Annotated in this window: 14 protein-coding genes; 6 read left to right on the plus strand and 8 right to left on the minus strand. The window is 71.6% G+C overall.

What is annotated here, in order from left to right; translation table 11 throughout:
* Nucleotides 1–244: 244 nt before the first annotated feature.
* A complete protein-coding gene (locus ABZV91_RS27215) occupies nucleotides 245–1,426 on the minus strand; it encodes a glycoside hydrolase family 3 N-terminal domain-containing protein (RefSeq protein ID WP_355247445.1) in 1,182 nt (393 codons plus the stop codon).
* Nucleotides 1,427–1,525: 99 nt separating this feature from the next.
* Between ABZV91_RS27215 and ABZV91_RS27220 the strand changes: the two genes are divergently transcribed.
* The 4 genes from ABZV91_RS27220 to ABZV91_RS27235 all read left to right on the plus strand — a co-directional run bounded on the left by ABZV91_RS27220 (nucleotide 1,526) and on the right by ABZV91_RS27235 (nucleotide 7,822).
* Complete coding sequence (locus ABZV91_RS27220; RefSeq protein ID WP_355247448.1) at nucleotides 1,526–2,026, plus strand: universal stress protein; 501 nt, start codon at nucleotides 1,526–1,528, stop codon at nucleotides 2,024–2,026.
* Nucleotides 2,027–2,056: 30 nt separating this feature from the next.
* Nucleotides 2,057–3,157 carry a chorismate-binding protein gene (locus ABZV91_RS27225; RefSeq protein ID WP_355247451.1) on the plus strand — a complete coding sequence of 367 codons (1,101 nt, stop codon included), beginning with the start codon at nucleotides 2,057–2,059 and terminating at the stop codon, nucleotides 3,155–3,157.
* A 145-nt stretch (nucleotides 3,158–3,302) separates the two neighbouring features.
* Complete coding sequence (locus tag ABZV91_RS27230; RefSeq protein WP_081877246.1) at nucleotides 3,303–3,473, plus strand: DUF2613 domain-containing protein; 171 nt, start codon at nucleotides 3,303–3,305, stop codon at nucleotides 3,471–3,473.
* Nucleotides 3,474–3,541: 68 nt separating this feature from the next.
* A complete protein-coding gene (locus tag ABZV91_RS27235) occupies nucleotides 3,542–7,822 on the plus strand; it encodes an alpha-(1->3)-arabinofuranosyltransferase (RefSeq protein WP_355247454.1) in 4,281 nt (1,426 codons plus the stop codon).
* Here ABZV91_RS27235 and ABZV91_RS27240 read toward each other — a convergent pair.
* The gene (locus tag ABZV91_RS27240; protein WP_355247489.1) at nucleotides 7,779–8,975 is read right to left on the minus strand and encodes a polysaccharide biosynthesis protein; all 1,197 of its coding nucleotides are present in this window, start codon (nucleotides 8,973–8,975) and stop codon (nucleotides 7,779–7,781) included. The genes ABZV91_RS27235 and ABZV91_RS27240 overlap by 44 nt on opposite strands.
* A gap of 137 nt (nucleotides 8,976–9,112) precedes the next feature.
* On the opposite strand from ABZV91_RS27240, the gene ABZV91_RS27245 reads away from it, so the two are divergent.
* The gene (locus ABZV91_RS27245; RefSeq protein WP_355247457.1) at nucleotides 9,113–10,909 is read left to right on the plus strand and encodes a hypothetical protein; all 1,797 of its coding nucleotides are present in this window, start codon (nucleotides 9,113–9,115) and stop codon (nucleotides 10,907–10,909) included.
* Between the two features lie 161 nt (nucleotides 10,910–11,070).
* Here ABZV91_RS27245 and ABZV91_RS27250 read toward each other — a convergent pair whose 3' ends face one another.
* The gene (locus tag ABZV91_RS27250; RefSeq protein ID WP_355247492.1) at nucleotides 11,071–12,279 is read right to left on the minus strand and encodes a glycosyltransferase family 4 protein; all 1,209 of its coding nucleotides are present in this window, start codon (nucleotides 12,277–12,279) and stop codon (nucleotides 11,071–11,073) included.
* 325 nt (nucleotides 12,280–12,604) lie between these two features.
* Here ABZV91_RS27250 and ABZV91_RS27255 point away from each other — a divergent pair, with 325 nt between their 5' ends.
* Complete coding sequence (locus ABZV91_RS27255; RefSeq protein WP_355247495.1) at nucleotides 12,605–13,330, plus strand: methyltransferase domain-containing protein; 726 nt, start codon at nucleotides 12,605–12,607, stop codon at nucleotides 13,328–13,330.
* A gap of 3 nt (nucleotides 13,331–13,333) precedes the next feature.
* On the opposite strand, the gene ABZV91_RS27260 is transcribed toward ABZV91_RS27255, so the two are convergent.
* The 5 genes from ABZV91_RS27260 to ABZV91_RS27280 all read right to left on the minus strand — a co-directional run bounded on the left by ABZV91_RS27260 (nucleotide 13,334) and on the right by ABZV91_RS27280 (nucleotide 19,146).
* Nucleotides 13,334–13,648: a hypothetical protein gene (locus tag ABZV91_RS27260; RefSeq protein ID WP_355247460.1), complete on the minus strand. Its 315-nt coding sequence runs from the start codon at nucleotides 13,646–13,648 to the stop codon at nucleotides 13,334–13,336.
* Nucleotides 13,649–13,983: 335 nt separating this feature from the next.
* A complete protein-coding gene (locus ABZV91_RS27265) occupies nucleotides 13,984–14,166 on the minus strand; it encodes a hypothetical protein (protein ID WP_355247463.1) in 183 nt (60 codons plus the stop codon).
* A gap of 270 nt (nucleotides 14,167–14,436) precedes the next feature.
* A complete protein-coding gene (locus ABZV91_RS27270; RefSeq protein WP_355247465.1) occupies nucleotides 14,437–16,269 on the minus strand; it encodes a phosphoenolpyruvate carboxykinase (GTP) in 1,833 nt (610 codons plus the stop codon).
* A gap of 242 nt (nucleotides 16,270–16,511) precedes the next feature.
* Nucleotides 16,512–18,065, minus strand: coding sequence for a hypothetical protein (locus tag ABZV91_RS27275; RefSeq protein ID WP_355247468.1), 1,554 nt, complete (start codon nucleotides 18,063–18,065; stop codon nucleotides 16,512–16,514).
* Nucleotides 18,052–19,146 carry a hypothetical protein gene (locus ABZV91_RS27280; RefSeq protein ID WP_355247471.1) on the minus strand — a complete coding sequence of 365 codons (1,095 nt, stop codon included), beginning with the start codon at nucleotides 19,144–19,146 and terminating at the stop codon, nucleotides 18,052–18,054. Before ABZV91_RS27280 ends, ABZV91_RS27275 begins: the two co-directional genes overlap by 14 nt.
* Nucleotides 19,147–19,251 lie beyond the last annotated feature (105 nt).

Here is a 19,251-nt window from a genome sequence, read left to right on the forward strand (position 1 = left end):
GTCATCTGGGCGCTCGTTCGTGACAACCGCACCTTCACCATCGAGGCACCAACCCCGATCAGCGTGGCGGCTTGACACGATCATTGAAACTCCTACCGCAGTGAGCCCATTATATTACTCCAAAGTAAGTTCCCCAGGACCGGAACCACCGGCCGCGATACCCGCGCGCCGGTGTTCTTCCCGTAGGCGGCCGTGCACCCCCGACCCGTCATCCCGGTCCCGGACCCGTGCCCGGGCCGGACCGTCAGCAGCTGCGCGGGACCCGCTTGTAGTCGGCCATCCGCAGCACCGAGGCGTCCACCCGCTCCATCGGCAACCGGCCGGCCGCCACGGCCTGCTCCAGCTGATCGAGCACCTGACCCACGGCATCGGTACTGATCCAGAGCGCATTGTCCACGCCCGCCACGAGCGCGGCCTCCACCGCCTGCTCGATGGACAGCCGTTCGGTGATCGCGGCCATACCGCTGAGGTCGTCGGTGAAGATCACGCCGTCGAACGGCGCCGCACCGTATCCGGAACCCTCGCGCAGCAGTTTCATCACCTCCGGACTGATACTGGCCGGCACGCCCGGGGTGGTCAGGCCGGGAACGTCGAGGTGGCCGACCATCACCGCCGAACCCGTATCGATCAGCTCACGGAACGGCACCAGATCGCTGTCGCTCAGTTCCGACAGCGGCGGCACCTGCACGGCGCCGAGATGAGAGTCGCCGGTACTGGCACCGTGGCCCGGGAAATGCTTGAGCACCGTCCCGAGCCCGACCTCGTGCATGGCCCGGATATAGGCGTCGGCGTATTCGGTGACCACGGCCGGATCGTCGGAGAAGGAGCGATCACCGATCACCGAATCGTCGGGCTGCGAGCTCACATCGATATCGGGGGCGAAATCCACCGTGATCCCCAGGTCCTGCATGGCCCGCGCCCGGTCCAGGGTCGCGGTGTAGAACTCGTCGGGCGTCATGGTCTGTGCGGTGGTCCGGGCCGAGGGCGCGGTCCCGATGAGGTTCCCGAGGCGCGACACCCGGCCGCCCTCCTCGTCGGTGGTCACCATGAGCGGCGTCTTCGCCGCGGCCGTCACCTGCGCGAGCCCGCCGTCGGTGAGCATCGACTGATCGGTCCAGCTGCCGACGAAGATCCCGCCGACCTGATGGTCGCGCACCACGGCGAGCGCGTCGTCGGTACCTGTCACCCCCACGGTGAGCAGCTGCGCGAGCTTCTCCCGCGTACTGAACTGAGCCAGGTACCCGGCGGCGCAATCGCCGCCGGTCGTGGTGGTGGGGCCGGCCGCGTCACCGACCGCGGGCCCGGAGCTCGTACCGGCGCCCGGATTCGCGGTGGTACCGGGACCGGAGCTGGCGCTCTCGGTGCCGGAACAGCCGGTGAGGAGCGCGGCGAGCACCGCGAGCAGGACCAACGGTATCTTCCGCATCGTTCGACGGTAGCCCGCGCGCCACAACCGCGACACTTCGGATCGGCCTCCGGACAGAGGTAATCTGGTAACACCGGTCGGCAGTCCCGGAGGTGCGGTATGCCCTGCGATCTGATGCTCATCGCCTACGACGGTTCCGAACACGCCAAACGCGCGATCGAATACGCCGGACGCTTCCTCGCCGCGGACCTGACCGCCTGGGAGCCGATGGTGCGCCAGGCCGCGCGGATCTCCGGGATCTCCGGAATGGTGCAACCGGAATGGGTGCCCGACGAGGAACTCGAGGACATCGCCTACACCAGCGCGCGTGAGATCAACGCCGAGGGCGTGCACCTGGCCGAACTCGCCGGACTCAATGCCGAGGCCCGCACCCAGGAGTACGCCGCCAGCGCGTGGCAGGCGGTCGTGCAGGTCGCCGACGAACTCGATGTCGACATCATCGTCGCGGGCACCCGCGGCGCGACCGGACTGCGCGCGTTGGTGCACAGCAGCGTGGCCGACGCCGTGCTCAAACACTGCCACCGCCCGGTTTTCCTGGTCCCCCCGGTACAACCGGCCGGGGCGCGGAAAGCCGGGCGCGACGGCCACGCCGCGACATAGGCGCGGCGCGGGCGTGACTACGGTCGAACCATGAGCGGGTTCCTGCTGGCACGACCCGACGGCGTGGTGCGTGGCACCGGCGTGCGCGCGGTGTATCGCGACCCGTGGCAGGCGGCGGCCGCCCTGCGCGAGGGCACCGCCGCGGCGGTCGCCGGGGCGCTGCCGTTCGATCCACGCCACCCGGCCGCGCTGGTCGAGCCGGGCGAACTACTGCACACCGCGGGTCCGTGGCGCCCGGCCGCCCTCCCGGAACTTCCGCAGGTAGAGGTGGTGGAGCAGACACCGAGCCCGGCCGAACACCGTGCGCGGGTCGCGCGCCTGGTCGAACTGCTGAACGAGCCCGCTCCCCGCCTGCGCAAAGTGGTGGTGGCCCGCTCGGTACTCGCCGAAGCGGCGGCCGTGCTGGATCCGGAGATACTCGCCGCGTACCTGCTGACCCGGAACCCGCGGGCGAATGTCTTCGAGGTCGATCTCGGCCCCGCCGGGCGTCCCGGCGCGACGCTGATCGGCGCCAGCCCGGAATTGCTGGTCCACCGGCGCGGTACGGCCATCGAGTTGTACCCGCTGGCCGGGACTCTGCCCCGGCTCCCGCACCGGGTGGCCGATTCCGCGCAGGCCGATCTGCTCACGGCGAGCGCGAAGAACCACGCCGAACATGCCTTCGTGGTGGACTGGATCACCGAACGACTGTCCCCGCTGTGTATCGGCCTGTCGGTACCGGAGCGGCCGCAACTGGTCGCCACCCACGATGTGTGGCATCTGGGCACACCGATCCACGGCGTGCTGCGCGCGCCGGCGCCCAGCGCGCTCGAACTGGCTCTGCTACTGCACCCGACCCCGGCGGTCTGCGGTACACCCACCGCTGACGCGCTCGAGTACCTCACCGGCCACGAAGAGGACCGCGGGTTCTACGGCGGCGCCGTCGGCTGGTGCACCGCCGACGGCGACGGGACCTGGGTGGTCGCCATCCGCAGCGCGGAACTGGCCCCGGGCGGCCGCGAACTGCGCGCCCACGCCGGCGGCGGCATCGTCGCGGCCTCCGAACCCACCGCCGAACTGGCCGAGACCACCGCCAAACTGCGCACCCTGCTCGGCGCCCTCGACTGCGCCGTACCACCCGACAACGAATGAGTCGCGGATCGGGCCGGCACGGACCGCAATCGGGCGCGGCCGGAGACAACCGTTATGGTGAAACGCTGGACGGTCCTACCCGGACCCGGCCGGTCCTGCTAGGTTGGCCCAGATATCTGCCTGCTTCGGAGTTTGGAGTGCTGCGATGAAGTTTGCTGTCCCCGGTGTTGCGAGTGCGGTCGGCGGCGCCCTGCTGGGCGCCATCGCGGTCTTCGCCATCACCGCCGCGCTGCAGCAGGACAGCCGGCCGGAAGTCGACCGCAGCGGTAACGCGGACAGCTCGCTGCTGAACAGCGTCGAATACGGCAAGCGCTGAGACCCGGCCCGATCTCCTCCCGTCCCCGCCGGAGCCTGTCGGCGGGGACGGCGAACATCTGACCCACGGTGCCCGTCCAGTCCGACCCCGTCGAACCTGCCGACGCGGCCCGCCGCTCCACCCCCGACCCGGTGCCCACCGATGAACTGGGCCATCGCTGGTTCCTCGGTACCGCGTTCGCCGCGTTCCTGTTGACCTTTCTGCAGGCACCCGGCCTCACCGTCGCCGACACCAAATACGATCTCGCCGAGAATCCGCTCGGTTTCCTCGCCCGTGCCGCCCATCTGTGGAGCAGCCAGGCGCCGATGGGCCAGGTCCAGAACCAGGCCTACGGTTATTTCTTCCCGCACGGCGCGTTCTTCGCGCTCGGCGATGTGCTGCACCTGCCCGCCTGGGCGACCCAGCGGATCTGGTGGGCGCTGCTGCTGCTCGCGGGTTTCTGGGGCGTGGTCAAACTCTGCGAGACGCTCGGGATCGGCAGCCGGGCGTCCCGGGTCGTCGCGGCCGCCGCCTACGCCCTGTCACCCCGGGTCCTGACCACCGTCGGCTCGATCTCCTCGGAAACCCTGCCCATGATGCTGGCGCCGTGGGTGCTGCTCGCGCCCGCCGCGCTGGGCACCGCCTACCGCAGGCATCGGCGCGGTGGGGTGCGGTCCCCCGCGGGCAGTGCGCTGGCGCTGGCGCTGATGGGAGCGGTGAACGCGGTCGCCACCGTGGCCGCCTTCCTGCCCGCGCTGCTGTGGTGGGCGAGTTTCCGGCCCAACCGCGCCTGGTGGCGGTTCACGCTTGCCTGGGTGCCGCTCCTCGTCCTGGCAGTGGCCTGGTGGGCGGTGCCGCTGCTGCTGCTCGGCCGGGTGAGCCCACCGTTCCTCGACTACATCGAATCGTCCGGGGTCACCACTCAGTGGGCATCACTGGGTGAGGTGTTGCGCGGCACCGACAGCTGGACACCGTTCGTCTCCCCGGAACGGATCGCGGGCGCGGTCCTGGTCACCCAGCCCGCCGCGGTACTGGCCACCGGACTCATCGCCGCGGCCGGGATGGCGGGGCTGGCGCTGCGATCCATGCCGGCCCGCGGACGGCTGGTGCTGATCCTGTGCGCCGGGCTGACCGGTATCTGCGCGGGTTATGTGGGACAGCTGGGTGGCCCGTTCGCCGAACCCATCCGGATCTTCCTCGACTCCGGCGGCGCGCCGCTGCGCAATGTGCACAAGCTCGAACCACTCATCCGGCTGCCACTGGTGCTGGGCATCGCCCAACTGCTGGCCCGGGTCCCGCTGCCGGCCTCGGCCGGGCCGGAGGTGTGGCGGGCGGCGTTCACCAACCCGCACCGCGACCGCCGGGTCGCGGTCGCCATGCTGGTTCTCGCGGCGCTCGCGCTGTCCAGCTCCCTGGCCTGGACCGGGAAGCTCGCGCCGCGCGGCGCCTACGACGCGGTCCCGGCCTACTGGCAGCAGACCGCGGACTGGTTGCGGGCGAACGCCGCCGACACCCGGGCGCTGGTGGTCCCCGGCGCCCCCTTCGGCAGTCAGGTGTGGGGGCTGACCCGGGACGAACCCCTCCAGGCGCTGGCGCAGACCCCGTGGGCGGTGCGGGACGCGGTCCCGCTGAATCCGCCCGGCACCATCCGCGCGATGGATTCGATACAGCGGCTGATCGCCGACGGCCGGCCCTCCGACGGTCTGGCCGCCGCACTGCGCGGGCAGGGCATCGGGGTGCTGGTGCTGCGCAACGACCTCGATCCGGACACCTCCCGCTCTACCCGCCCACTGCTGGCGCACAACGCGGTGGAGAGGTCGCCGGGACTGCACAAGGTCGCCGAATTCGGTAAGCCGGTGGAAAACGATTCCGGCCGTGACGATTTCGTTGTCGACGCGGACCTGCGGCCCGACTATCCCGCCGTGGAGATCTATCGGGTCGACGCGCCGGCCCCCGGCACACCCGCCGAGGTGCGCGGCGGCACCGGGGCGCCCGAGCAGTTCCCCGGCGCCTACACCGTGCCGCTCGATTCGGTTCCGGTGGTCCAGGGCGGGCCGGAGGTGCTGGAGAGACTGCACCGCGACCCCGCGACCTCGCACGAACCCACCCTGCTGGCCGCCGACGCCGCGGCCGCGGGCCTGCCGGTGGGCGCGGTGACGGTGACCGACACCCCGATGAACCGGGAAACCGATTTCGGCCGGGTCGACAACCACAACTCCGCGCTCCGCGCCCCCGGCGACGCGCGCCGCACTCACAACCTGGTCCCCGACTACGACGTCCCCGGCGCCGAACTGGTACAGGGCGGCTGGACCGGGGCCACCGTCACCGCGTCGAGTTCGGCGGCCGACGCGACACAGATCGGCGGCGCCGCCCCCGGCAACTCGACCGCCGCCGCAGTGGACGGCGATCCGGCCACAGCCTGGATCAGCAACGCGGGCGAATACGCCCTGGGCCAATGGATCCGGCTCGACCTCGACAAACCGTTCACCTCCGGCCTGCTGCGGTTCACCACCACCCCCGCCGCCATCGGCGATCCGGTGAAATGGGTGGAGGTGCGCACGAACAACGGCAGCGTCTCGGCCCGGATCAGCGAACCGGGCGAACCGGTTTCGGTCGCGCTGCCGGTGGGTTCCACCGAATGGGTGAAGATCACCGCCATCCGCACCGAACGCGGCAGCACCGGCGGCCAGTTCGGGATCAGCGAACTGGCGCTGGAGGACTACACCGTGCGCAACGCCGGGGTCCCGGTCGAGATCCGGCATCGGGCCGTCCTCCCGCCGCCGCCTGCGGGCGCCACGGTCACCGGGTGGGACCTTGGCCAGGAATTCCCCGGGCGCAGCGCGTGTTTCGACAGCCCCGACCGGGTCCGCTGCGGTAAGGGCCTGGCCCTGGCGCCCGAAGAACTGGGCCCGTTCGGCCGGACACTCTCGGTGCCGGCGCCGGCCACCGTCGAGCCGCGACTCATGGTCCGCCCGCGGCAGGGCCCCGCGCTGGAGGCGCTGTCGACCGATCCGGCGCGCCCGGTGGCACGCGGCGCCTCCGATGTGGGTGATCTGCGCGGTTCCGCGTTCGCCGCCACCGACGGCGACCCCCGCACCAGCTGGACCGCGCCGGAGGACACGGTCCGCGATACGCTCGGCCCCAAACCCGCCCTCACGATCGAACTTCCGGAGCCGGCCCTGGTGACCGGCCTGGAACTGACGCCGTCGCTGGGCGGCCTGCCCGCCGCGCCCACCTCGGTCACGGTGAACCTCGGCGACGGCCCACAGGTCCGGGAACTCGAGGAACCCGACGAGGTCTCGCGGATCGACCTGCATCCCACGGTCACCGACCGGATCGAGTTGAGCATCCGCAGCTGGGAAACCGTGCTGGACCGGACGGCGCTCGGCTACCACCAGGCCCAGCCGCCCGGGCTCGCCGAAATCGGTGTGCTGGGCCCCCAGTACCCGCCGCCCGCGCCGGCGGACCGGCCGGTGACCGTCGGATGCGAGGCCGGCCCCACCATCGCGGTCGGCGGCCGACTGGTCCACACCAGCGTCACGGCCACCGTGGGCGAACTGCGCGCCGGCGACCCGGTTCCCGCTCAGGTGTGCCCCGACGCACCGCAGGACGCGGCCGCGTTCCCGGCCACCGCACCCGGTGTCGTGCAACCGGTTTCGCTGCCCACGGGCGAGGTCGATGTACTGGTCGCGCCGACGGAACTGTTCTTCGTCGACCGGTTGCGTCTGGTGAACACCCAACCGGCGGCCGCCGCCCCGAGCTCCGGCACCCGCCTGCTGACCCTGCCGCTGAGTACCAATACCGGCTGGTCGGCCGAGACCGCCGACGGACGCGAACTGCGGCCGATCGTGGTCGACGGCCGGCAGCAGGGCTGGTTGGTGCCGGCCGACGCCACCGGGCCGGTCACCGTCTCCTTTTCCATCGACACCTGGTACCGGCTCGCGCTGTTCCTCGGCCTTCTGCTGCTGATCCCGCTCATCGCCCTCGCGGTCCCGCGCGGGCCCCGCACCGATCCGGTGGCGCCGGCGCCGCGGGTGTGGGCGCCGCGGATACCCGCCGCGCTCGCGCTGATCGCCGCCACGACGCTGATCGCCGGAGTGACCGGTACGGTGCTGACCGTCGCCGGTCTGGCGGCCGTACGCTTCGCGCCCCGGCTGCCGCGCCGGGCCCTCGCCGCCGTCGCCGGAGCGGGCACGGCGGTCTCGGCCGCGGCACTGTCCACCGGACCGTGGCGAATGCCCGGCGGCTATATGGGTGATTCGCTGTGGGTGCAGTTCCCGGCCCTGGTCGCGGTGGTCGCGGTCGGCCTCGCGGCGCTGCCCCGGATCAGGCGCGAGCCGGAATCCGGCGACGGGCCGCCGTCCGGATGACCAGTACCGCGACCAGGGTCGTGGTCACAGCGGCCACGGACGCGACCGTGGCGATCAGTCCGGTGACGCTGCTCGCCAGCGTGAGCACGAGCACCACCTCGACAGCCAGACCCGCCCACGCGATCCCCGCCAGCGCCGTCCGCTGCACCGCGATGGCCGACAGCAACGCCCCCTGGAGTACCGCCAGAATCGCCCCGTGCAGCGCGAACAACCACAGCAGGCCCTCGATCGGCGCGTAATCCCGGCCCGCGAAAACCGGTGCCAGCGGGGCGGCCAGCGCCGCGGCCAGGACCGCGACCACCCCGATGCCGGAGAGCACGGCGAGCGCCGACCGGACGGCGGACCCCGACGAGGCCGGTTGCGCCATCCGCGGATACAGCACCACCCCGACCGCCTGCGGTAACCAGAACGCGACCTTGGTGGCGATCGTGCCCAGCGCGTAACGGCTGGCATCGGGTTCGTCCAGCACCATGCGGACCACGATGAGATCGGCGGAGGACAGCGCCATCAGGGCCGCCTGCACCTGCGCGGCCTGCAGGACCGCGAACACTCCGGCGAACCCGCCCGCCACCCCGGAGGTCTCGACAGGCACCGGGGCGGGACCGTCCACCGGTTCGCGACCCGGAACCACCGGCCGGCCGCTACCCGCCACCACCCGAGCGTATACCGCGGCGGCGGCGATCCCGCCGGCAGCCGCCCACAGCGCCGGGGTCGCGCCACCGCCACAGGCGAGCACCACCAGCGTCGGCAGCACCTTGGCGATACCGGTGACGCCCAACACCACCGCCAGCCCACGGAACCGGCGCGATCCCTGCAGCACCCCTTGATCCCCGGCCAGCACCACCAGCGCCGGCGCCGATCCCAGTGCCGCCGCCGAGGCCGCGATACCGACGTCGAGCAGGGCACTCACCACCGGTACCAGCACCACGACCGCCACCGCCACCAGCAGCGCGCACCGCCGGCGCAGCGCCCGCAGCGCGGCGAGATCGGCGCCGTGCACGAGCTCGCGCGCCACCACGTTCTGCAGGGCCAGCGCGGGTACCGCGCACAGCAGCTGCACGGCGAGCAGGCTGGCGAACTCGCTGTACCCGGCCACGCCCAGCCAGCGCCCGGCCAGCAATTGCAGTAGATAGCTCGCGATATTCGCGGTCATCGCCCCCGCGGTCACCAGGGTCATGTCCGCCACGGCGGGGAGACGGCGAACGGACTGCACGTGCGCAAGTGTCCCACCCGGCCCGGTGTCCGTACCGGTCCGCCCCGCCGCGACCGGCGAACGTAGGGTGACCGGCTGTGAGTGCGCAACGAACAGGCCGGTGGACGCGTCTGCTCCCGGCCGGGTACAGCCTGTCGCTCACCCTGCTGATCACCGCGCCCCTGTTGCGGCCCGGATACCTGCTGCTCCGCGATGCCGTGAGCACGCCGCGCTCCTATCCCACCGACGCCGCGCTGGGTCTGGGCGACGCGGCGCCGCGGGCCGTGCCCCAGGACGCCCTGCTGGCCGCGCTGTCCCCGCTGATCGACGGTGGGCTGTTGGTGAAGGTCGTCCTGGTGGCCGCGCTCTGGGCCGCCGGGTACGGCGCCGCGGTGCTCGTCCGCGAGTTGCTCGGCGCCCCTCTCGCCGCGCAACTGGTGGCGAGCACCCTCGTCGTCTGGAACCCCTATATCGCCGAGCGGCTCCTGCAGGGGCATTGGAGCCTGCTCACCGGCTACGCCGCGCTGCCCTGGACGGCCCTGGCGGCACTACGACTGCGTAACGGCGCCGGCCGGAGCCGGTTCGATCGTTTCCGGGACTGGTCGGTCCTGGCCGGTTGCCTCGCGGCCGCGGGCCTGACCCCCACCGGCGCGCTGCTCGCCGCGGTGGTCGCCACGACCGTGGCCGGATGGCGACGCGCACCCGGGGTGATCGCGCTCGCGGCCCTGGCCTGCGCTCCGTGGCTGGTGGCCACCGCGGTCTCGGGGGTCGCGGCCGAGCCCTCCGACCCGGCGGGTGTCACCGCCTTCGCCGCCCGCGCGGAACCCTGGCTCGCCACGGTGGGCAGCCTGGCGGGACTGGGCGGTATCTGGAACGCCGAGGCGGTGCCGGTATCGCGGACCACCGCGCTGGCCGCCGTCGCGACGATCCTGCTGCTCGGGGTGGTACTGCTCGGGTTCCGGCGGGTGGCGGCGGCCGACGCGGACCCCGGCCGCACCCGCACCCGCCGGATCCTGCTGGCCCTGGCCGGCGCTGCCGTACTGGTCCCGGCGCTGGCGGCCACCCCGGTGGGGCTCACCGTGATGGAATGGATGGTCGTCGAGATACCCGGCGCGGGACTGCTGCGCGACACCCAGAAGTTCGTGGCGCTGGCCGCTCCCGGCTATGCGCTCTGCGCGGCTGCCGCCTGTCGCGGCGTCACCCGCCCGCGCACCGGCGGCGCCGCGGACGCCCGGGCCGAGGAGCATCCGGACCCCGCCGCGGACCACCGTGATCCGGCCCGCTGGTCGCCGGCCCTGGCCGCACTGTTCATCGGAGTGCTGACCCTGCCGCTGCTCGACCTCGGCTGGGGCGTCGGCGGACAGGTGCGGGCGATCGAGTACCCGGACTCCTGGCACGAGATCGCCGAACGCGTCGACGGCCCCGGCGATATCGCGGTGCTGCCGGGCGGGATGTTCCGCCGTTTCCCCTACACCGGATCGGCCCCGGTCCTGGATCCGGCGCCCCGTCTGCTGCCCCGCGATGTGCTGCAGACCGGCGCGTTGCCCGTCCAGGGCGCGACGGTGACCGGCGAGGGCGCCCGGGCGCAGACCGTGGAGAACCTGTTGCTCGACGGCGGGCCGGCGGACGGACTGGCACAGCTCGGCGTCGGCTGGGTCCTGGTCGAACGGGACACCCCCGGCCCGCTCGGGAACTCCGCGGCGACTTTGGCGCAGTTGGCACCGGTCCACAACACCGGCGACCTGGCCCTGTACCGGGTCCCGGAGGTCCGGCCGCGGCCCGCGCCCGAGCACCGATCGCCGGTGGTGGCCGCGCACATCCTGTGGGCGCTGCTGCTGGTGGCACCGCTCGCCGTCCGGGCCTCCGGCGTCGTGGTACGCCGGGTCGAGCGCTGAGGTCGGGTCACCGGTGCCCTAGCGCCGGCCGGGCCACCGCGCGAGTGCCGAAGCGTGGAGTGGCACGGCCGGAATGTGGCGGACCGGAAGAATCGCGGCCGACGGACCGGCGGTGTCGTACCCGTCGTGGTCGTGGGCCGGGCGCCGGGAGCGGCGTACCCTCAGGCGCCGGCCGGGAGCCCGGAGCGCGTCTCGGCAGCCACGTCCTCCCCCGGTGAGATCAGTCCACTGACGCGCTGCCCCGCCGCGGCGGCCGCCAGTACTCGGTGCACACCCGAGGCGGTGTGCTCCCAGGAGAACTCGCGCGCCCGGGCCCGGGCCTTCTCGCCCATGATCGTGCGGGCGGCCGCGTCGTCCAGCAGTTCGCCGACCGTGGCGGCCAGCTGATCGACGTCGTCGGCCAGCACCCCGGTCACACCGTCGACGATGGAATCGGTGAGACCACGCGACGAGCGGTAGCCGACGGTCGGCACGCCGTGCTGGGCGGCCTCGATGACCGCCAGGCCCCAGCCCTCCTTGCGCGAGGGCAGGACGTGCACCCAGGCCCGGGAGAGCAGCTCGTGTTTCCGGTCCTCGGCGACGTGGCCGTGGAAGGTCACCGCCTCGGCGATACCGAGGGCCGCGGCCTCATCCCGCAGTCTGTCCGCCCACCAGCCGCCACCGATCACGTCCAACCGCACGTCGGGAATCCGCGACCGCAAGCGGGCGACAGCGGTGAGCGCGTCCTCGATCTGCTTGTGCGGTACGAGCCGCGACAACACCACCACCCGGGGTTCCGGCGACCGCACCGCGGCCGTCCCGGTGGGCACCTGTGCGGGGACCGCTTCCGCCCCGTTGCGGACCACCGCGATCCGCGACCGGTCGACCCCGAGCGTCGCCAGCTCCTCGGCCGAGGGCAACGAGACGGTGAGGTACTGGTCGGCGCGGTGCACCCGGGGTGAGAGGACCGATTCGATCCACCACCCGATCCGGCCCACCAACCGGCCGGCCACCGGCCACTGCTCCCGGTGCCCGTGATGGACCAGCACCACCGAGGGCACACCCGATACCAGGCGGGCGAAGAACGGGATCCCGTTCTGGGTATCGATCACGGCCTCGGGGCGGATATCGCGCAGCGGTCCGACACCCAGTCGACCCAGCGCTATCGCGGCCAGGGCGCGCGGATACACCGAGAACCGGCCGCCGCCCCGGCTGATCTCGATACCGTCGATCCGCTCCCGCTTCGGCGCGCCCCGATAGCGGGCGGTCCGCAGCGTCACCTTCACCCCGCGGGCGGCGAGTTGCGCGCCGACCTGTTCCAGGTACCGCTCGCTACCGCCGCCCTGTGGATGACCGGTATCACGCCAGCAGAGCAGAAGTACTTCGCGCACGTGGGGGTTCTCCGGTGGGCTCGGGTCCCGCGCACGGGACATGGGCATCGCGGTACACCTTAACGCTCGAGCGTGTCCGGCAAGTCGCCCACCTGCGTGTCCATTCGGTATCGAAGACCGGGCGGCGGGGTTTCCCGGCTGCGAAATCTGTCATTTCTCACAATGTGCGAGACTCGGCACCGTGCTCGACGCCGAGGAATCAGCTGTGGAACGGATATCGCCCGAAACGGGCGCCGACGCCGATACCGCGCTCCGGTCCGCTTCCGGCGGTTCCCCGGCCCGGCCGGCGGCGCCGAAGCGCTTCCGGTTCGCGCGCCACGCCTCGGTGCGCCGGTCGCTGCGCCTGCTGCACAGTTTCCGTTTCGAGCAGACCGATCCCGCGCGCTTCTACGGCGGTATCGCCACCGACAGCGCCCGGCTGCTCGCCGATTTCTACGCCGATCTCACCGGCCACGATCTCGCCGGCGCCACCGTCCTCGACGTCGGCGGCGGCCCCGGGTACTTCGCCGACGAGTTCGCCCGCGCCGGGGCCCGCTATATCCCGGTGGAACCCGACCCCTCGGAGATGCACGCCGCCGGTATCGCGGTCCCGGCCGCGGTCCGCGGCTCCGGGATGGCACTCCCGTTCCGGGACGACGCGGTCGACATCTGCTTTTCGTCCAATGTCGCCGAGCACGTACCGGATCCGTGGCGGATGGCCGACGAAATGGTGCGGGTCACCCGGCCCGGCGGCATGATCGTGTTGTCCTACACGGTGTGGCTCGGGCCCTTCGGCGGTCACGAGACCGGCCCCTGGCACTATCTCGGCGGCGAGTACGCCGCCCGCCGGTATCGGCGCCGGCACGGTAAGGAGCCGAAGAACCGGTTCGGCACCTCGCTGTTCGCGGTCCGGGCGGCCGACGGGGTGCGCTGGTCGCAGCGCACCCCAGCGCACGTCTTCGCGCTGTTCCCCCGGTACCACCCGCGCTGGGCCTGGTGGCTGGTGCGGGTACCCGGCATCCGTGAGCTACTGGTCAGCAATCTCGTGGTGGTGGCGAGCAAACCCGGCTGAGGACTACAGCGCCACCTGTGCCCGGCTCCGGCCGATCCGGCCGCGCCAGCCGCTGCGCACCATCGGTTCGGCTCTGGTCCACGGTGATTCCTGAATGGCCAGGCCGACGGTTTCGAGGGTGGTCAGCCCCACGAGATCGGCCAGCCCACCGACCACGGCCACGGCCTCGGCGGCCTGCATGGCCGCCATCGCCTGCTCCGTGGTCAAGGTACGTCCCGGTAAGAAGGAGACGACCCAGCCGCCGCTACCAACGCTTTTCGCTTGATGGTCGGTCTGGTCGCTGGTCATCAACGCCCGGCCGATCACTTGCACCGCCATGAACGCCTCTCCCAATCGCGGGTATTCGGTTCGATGAATGGAGCGAGCTGATATCTGGCTAACAGCATGCGCCTTCCAGCAACAAAACGCAATAGTGCGTTCGATGAAATACGAACCGAGAGGTCGGATTTCGGGGCTTCGGCTACCTGCGGCGATCCCTCACAGACGGCCATTTCCCATGACGGAATTCGCGAGTTCTCCTCGCGCACAGCGCAACACCCGCAGGATCCGAAAGTTTGCCACAGCGCCCGATTTCCGTCCCGCAGAAACGCCGGGCAGACGAAAGAATACCTACCGCAGCCGATCTCGGCGCGCGCGGAAATTCGTGTAGCAAACTAATCGGTGGCCGGCAAAGCCCGGAGAACAGGCGTGCCGCCGTGCGCCGGATCGCCGTGCACGACCACATCGACCCGCCAGCCGACCGGAAGAACCGCCCGCATCCCTGCCACCACCCGCCACAACGGCGTACTGACCGGCACACCGCCGGAGAACTGCGGGGTCGGGAAATCGTCGGCCATGCTCCAACCACCTCTCAGGGGTGATCGGCTCGGCCACGGATAATGACGGCGGGAGCCGATCGGGCGATACGGGGACGTCCAATCGGGGAGTGCGTGGTCTGAATCCAGGACATACCCAGAGTAAGGCACCCCACCTCCGCGAACCCGTCTCCGCGCCGCCGCGCGGCGGGTATCGCCCGCGATACGACACGACCCGCGGCGAACAGGTGTTCGCCGCGGGTCGTGAAGCGGAATCGACTCACCCGGGCCGGGCCCGGACTGCCGCCCTGCCTACTGCACGCGCTGTTTGAGCGCCTCGAACTCGTCGCGCACGCCGGAGGGCAGCTTGTCGCCGACGAACTCGAACCACTCCTCGATGAGCGGGATCTCGGCCCGCCATTCGTCCACGTTCACCGCGAGCGCCGCGTCCACGTCGGCGGCATCGACATCCAGGCCGTCCAGATCCATCTGCGCGGCGGTCGGCACCTGACCGATAGCGGTGCTCTCGGCTTCGGCGGAACCCTCGATACGGCCGACGATCCACTCCAGCACCCGGGAGTTCTCGCCGAAGCCCGGCCACAGGAAGCGGCCGTCGTCACCGCGCCGGAACCAGTTCACGTAGAAGATCCTGGGCAGTTTGGCCGCGTCGGCGTTCTTGCCGAGATCGATCCAGTGCCCCAGGTAGTCGCCCACGTGGTAGCCGAGGAACGGCAGCATGGCCATCGGGTCGCGCCGGACCGTACCGACCTTGCCCTCGGCCGCCGCGGTCTGCTCCGACGACAGCGTGGCGCCCATGAACACGCCGTGCTGCCAATCGAAGGATTCGGTCACCAGCGGGACCGTGGTCTTGCGGCGACCGCCGAACAGGATCGCCGAGATCGGCACACCCTGCGGGTCGTCCCATTCGGGTGCCAGGGTCGGGCACTGCGACATGGGGGTGCAGTACCGGGAGTTGGGGTGCGCGGCCAGCGTCTCGGTATCCCGCAGGTACCAGTCGTTGCCCTTCCAGTCGATCAGATGATCGGGCTCGCCCTCGAGCCCCTCCCACCACACGTCGTTGTCGTCGGTCCGGGCGACGTTGGTGTAGACGGTGTTGCCCGCCTCCAGCGTCTCCATGGCGTTGGGGTTGGAGGAACGGTTGGTGCCGGGCGCGACGCCGAAGAAACCGAACTCGGGGTTCACCGCGTAGAGGCGGCCGTCCTTGCCGAAACGCATCCAGGCGATATCGTCGCCCAGGGTCTCCGCCCGCCAGCCCGGCACGGTCGGCTGGATCATGGCGAGGTTGGTCTTACCGCAGGCGCTCGGGAAGGCCGCGGCGATGTAATAGGCCTTGTTCTCCGGGGAGATCAGCTTGAGGATCAGCATGTGCTCGGCCAGCCAGCCCTCGTCGTGGGCCATGGCCGAGGCGATCCGCAGCGAGTAGCACTTCTTGCCCAGCAGCGCGTTACCGCCGTAGCCGGAACCGTAGCTCCAGATCTCGCGGTCCTCGGGGAAGTGGGTGATGTACTTGGTGTCGTTGCACGGCCACGGGACGTCGGCCTGGCCCTCGGCCAACGGCGCGCCCACCGAATGCAGTGCCTTCACGAAGGGCCGATCCGTGCCCAACAGCTCCAGCGCCGCCCGGCCCATCCGGGTCATCACCCGCATGGACACCACGACGTATTCCGAATCGGTGATCTCGACACCCAGCTTGGGGTCCTCGGCACCGAGCGGGCCCATGCAAAACGGCACCACGTACATGGTGCGGCCCTTCATCGAGCCCCGGTAGAGCTCGGTCATCGTGGCCCGCATCTCGGCCGGGTCCATCCAGTTGTTGGTCGGGCCGGCGTCGGCCTCGGACTTCGAACAGATGAACGTGCGCGATTCGACCCGGGCCACGTCGGAAGGATCGGATAAGGCCAGGAACGAGTTCGGTTTCTTCTTCTCGTCGAGCTTGCGGAAGGTGCCCGCCTCGACGAGTTGGGTGGTGAGCCGATCCCATTCGGCGTCGGAACCGTCCGCCCAGACGACGCGATCCGGCTGAGTCAGTTCGGCGACCTCCTGAACCCAGGCGAGCAGTTCGCTGTGTTCGGTCGGCGCGGTGCCGTCGGATCCACGAAGACCGGGAATGGTCGCTGAGGTCATGAAAACTCTCCTGAAATGGGCGGCGAAGAATGCTTCCGCCCTGGCCCTTGGGCCCGTGACCAGCGCGAAAACACCTAGCGCCACCATTGGCGGGTGAGGCTTCCGCAACGGTCCATTCTGTGCACCGCCGGATCGAGGCAGTGTACTGCGGCGCGAAGCGGACGCCCAGGTTCCTGTCTAGAGGTTAACGCGGTATTGCGCCCCCTATGGAAGCGGGTTGCCGATCAATAGGGGTGGACAAACTATTTTCCGGCGAGCGGGGTCCACTGCTCGAGTACCTGCCGGTCACGGGCACACGCGGCGAGCCGGCCGGGCTGTCCGGTGGTGGCGCGGCGCAGTGCCGCCTCCAGTTCGGCGACCCGGCGGTCCACCTCCACCATGCCGGCCGCCGCGGCCCGCACCATCTCGTCGGAGAGGTCGGATTCGGTCTCCACCAGCGCGGTCACCGCCCGCTGCTCCAGCTGGGCTTTTACATTCGCCATCGCGTCGGCGACCCAGTGTCGCAGGTGATCGCGGTCGGCGAGCTGCCGGCGCGCCCGCACCACCCAGGCGGCCGCGCCCGCGCCGAGCAGCAGGGTCACCGGCACGCTCGCCGCGTCCAATGCCGGAACCAGCGTGAGCGGCGACACCATCAGCCGCCCCAGACCGACCCCCGCCGAGGCGCCCAGCACGATCATCAGGTGATCTTCGACACCCCCGCGCCGGGGTTGCGGATCCGGTCCGAGCGTGGGCGCGGGCTCGTAACGCGGTGTGGGCGTCCCCACCGCGGGTGGGACGCTCGCCGGATGCGCGGCCGCCGCCCGCGCCCGCAATTCGGTCAGCCGGGCGGCGATATCCAGATCCACCGTGCCGGTCAGCTGCACGACCGCCTGCCGCAGCCGCTCCGGGAAGGCGCGCCGGGCCGCGCGATCCATGCTGTCCAGTTCGGCCCGGGCCTCGGCGTGCAGGGCCCGGACGCGGGAGCCGACCTGGGTGAGCAGGTCCACCCGGGCCAGATTGATCTGGGCCCGCAGGGTGGATACCGCCACCGCGCGCCCGCCGTCCCGATCGGCGAGCAGCCGGGCCCGCTCCGCCCGCAGCACCTCGGCCTCGGTACCCGACCGCAGCTGTGCCTCCTCCTGCACGATGCGTTCCCGGGTCCCGGCGACGACCTGGGCGAGGGCCGCCGCCCGGCGGGCGCCGGCGGTCGCGGTATCGGTGGTGAGCGCGACCAGCCGGGCGTGCAGTGTGGCCAGCCCGGAACGGTCGAGCAGCGCCGGGTCGGCGCCGGTCCGGGCGGCCAGAGCCAACCGGGCCGAGACCGGCACGATCTCGCAGTCCAGCTCCGCGGCGGCCAGCAGTTCGGCGCTGCGGTCGCGGACCAGCTGCCAGTCCTTGTGCGCGTGGGTGCCGTTGAGGACCAGCAGTACGCGGGCCCCCTCGGCACACAGCCGGCGTGCGGTGTCCAACTCCGCCGCGCCGATCACCACGCCGGCGTCGAGGACCAGCAGCACCACACTGCCCGGTGTGGCCTTCGCCCGCGGATCGGGCGTGGGCGCGCTGAGCTCTATCCGGGGTTCGACGCGGGTCAGTTCGGTACGCAGCAGGGCGGTGTTCGCGTCGTCGGCGCCGATGAGCCGGACCTCGGCCGCGGCGCCGGAGACCGGAATCGTCCGCAACAACGCCATACCCTGTGGATTCCAGCGCGCCACCACCTCGGCCACCGCGTCGGGCAGCATCGGCGCCACCACGGTGCCGGCGGCCGCCGCGCTACCGGAGGCGCCCGGCGGTCCCGGCTCCGCATCAGAGTCCGACACTGCTCATCCGCTCCCACATCCGGACATATCCGTTGTGGACCCGGATTGCCGCGCGGCGCGCGCCCGGCGCCATATCTCCGGCCACCACCGCCCGCCATCGGATGGCACGGGCCAGCGCGTCGTCGGCGTTCTCGGGTTCGGGCCGCGGATAGCCCGCAGCCAGATGGGCGACCTCCGGGTCGACCAGACCGCCGCACAGCGCCAGCCACCGGGCCTCGTCGGTGTCCAGGTATTCGGTGATCAGGGCCCGCGCCCGGCTGCGCCCGTGCGGCACGGCACGCGCCGCCAGCCGGGTGAGTTCATCGATCAGGATCCCCGCCCGCCGGGATATCGCCTGCTGGTAGCGCCGGCCGAGCAGCCGCGCGACCGGATCCACCCCGCTGACGGTGTGCAGGATCTGCAGCACGGTCTGCGGGGCGAGGTCCGGTTCACGTTCCAGGGCGGCCAGTACACAGGCGAGCCCGTACAGATCCCAGCGTTCGAGCAGTTCCGCGCGTTCGGCGGTATCGGGACCCACCGCCGGGGAGACGAAGGCCTCGGCGGACACCGCCGCCGCGATACCGGATTGCGCCAACCGGCGCAGCAGCGCCAGATCGGTTTCCCGGAAGGCGCCGGAGATGGTCCGCGCGGCCAGCGAACCGACCACAGGGAACGCGGGCAGCCGGAACTCGCGGCCGAACTGCCGGGCCGCGCCCACCGCGTCCGCCCAGCCGGTGCCGATCGCGTCGGCCTTGTTCAGCACCAGGATCGTGCGTTCCGGCCGCAGCGACTCGAGCAGCCGCCGGTCACCCGGGGAGGGGGCGCTGGCCAGGACGTAGACGACGATATCGGCGTCGAGCACCGGGTCGGGGAAGCCCGGTTCGTCGACGGGCGCGGTCTCCACCGCCTGCCGCAGTCCCAGCGCCCGGGCCACGGTGGTGCGGCCCGCCCGGGCGCGCCCGGCGACCTGTGCGCGCGGCAGGGTCCGCCAGCGCTGCACCGCCACCTCGATACCGTTCGCGATTCCCGCGTCGGCTCCGTCACCCATCCGGAGCGTGGAGATCAGCCGGTCCAGCGGGTCCCCGGCTCCCACCTCCCGCATATACCCGTCCGATCCCTCGACTGCCGACACGCGCCACACCCCCTTCTATCCGGTGCGCATTCTGTCAGAACCGGGGCCGCTACGCGGCGGGTGCGGACCGAGTCC

It is taken from the genome of Nocardia sp. NPDC004568, from assembly GCF_040609955.1.
Classification (GTDB): Bacteria; Actinomycetota; Actinomycetes; order Mycobacteriales; family Mycobacteriaceae; genus Nocardia.

Excerpts from the sequence above, each read along its gene's own strand:
- ABZV91_RS27260 (WP_355247460.1), bottom strand. The coding sequence starts at position 13,648 with ATGGCGGTGCAAGTGATCGGCCGGGCGTTGATGACCAGCGACCAGACC.
- ABZV91_RS27220 (WP_355247448.1), top strand. The coding sequence starts at position 1,526 with ATGCCCTGCGATCTGATGCTCATCGCCTACGACGGTTCCGAACACGCC.
- ABZV91_RS27240 (WP_355247489.1), bottom strand. The coding sequence starts at position 8,975 with ATGACCGCGAATATCGCGAGCTATCTACTGCAATTGCTGGCCGGGCGC.
- ABZV91_RS27225 (WP_355247451.1), top strand. The coding sequence starts at position 2,057 with ATGAGCGGGTTCCTGCTGGCACGACCCGACGGCGTGGTGCGTGGCACC.
- ABZV91_RS27215 (WP_355247445.1), bottom strand. The coding sequence starts at position 1,426 with ATGCGGAAGATACCGTTGGTCCTGCTCGCGGTGCTCGCCGCGCTCCTC.
- ABZV91_RS27280 (WP_355247471.1), bottom strand. The coding sequence starts at position 19,146 with ATGCGGGAGGTGGGAGCCGGGGACCCGCTGGACCGGCTGATCTCCACG.
- ABZV91_RS27230 (WP_081877246.1), top strand. The coding sequence starts at position 3,303 with ATGAAGTTTGCTGTCCCCGGTGTTGCGAGTGCGGTCGGCGGCGCCCTG.
- ABZV91_RS27270 (WP_355247465.1), bottom strand. The coding sequence starts at position 16,269 with ATGACCTCAGCGACCATTCCCGGTCTTCGTGGATCCGACGGCACCGCG.
- ABZV91_RS27265 (WP_355247463.1), bottom strand. The coding sequence starts at position 14,166 with ATGGCCGACGATTTCCCGACCCCGCAGTTCTCCGGCGGTGTGCCGGTC.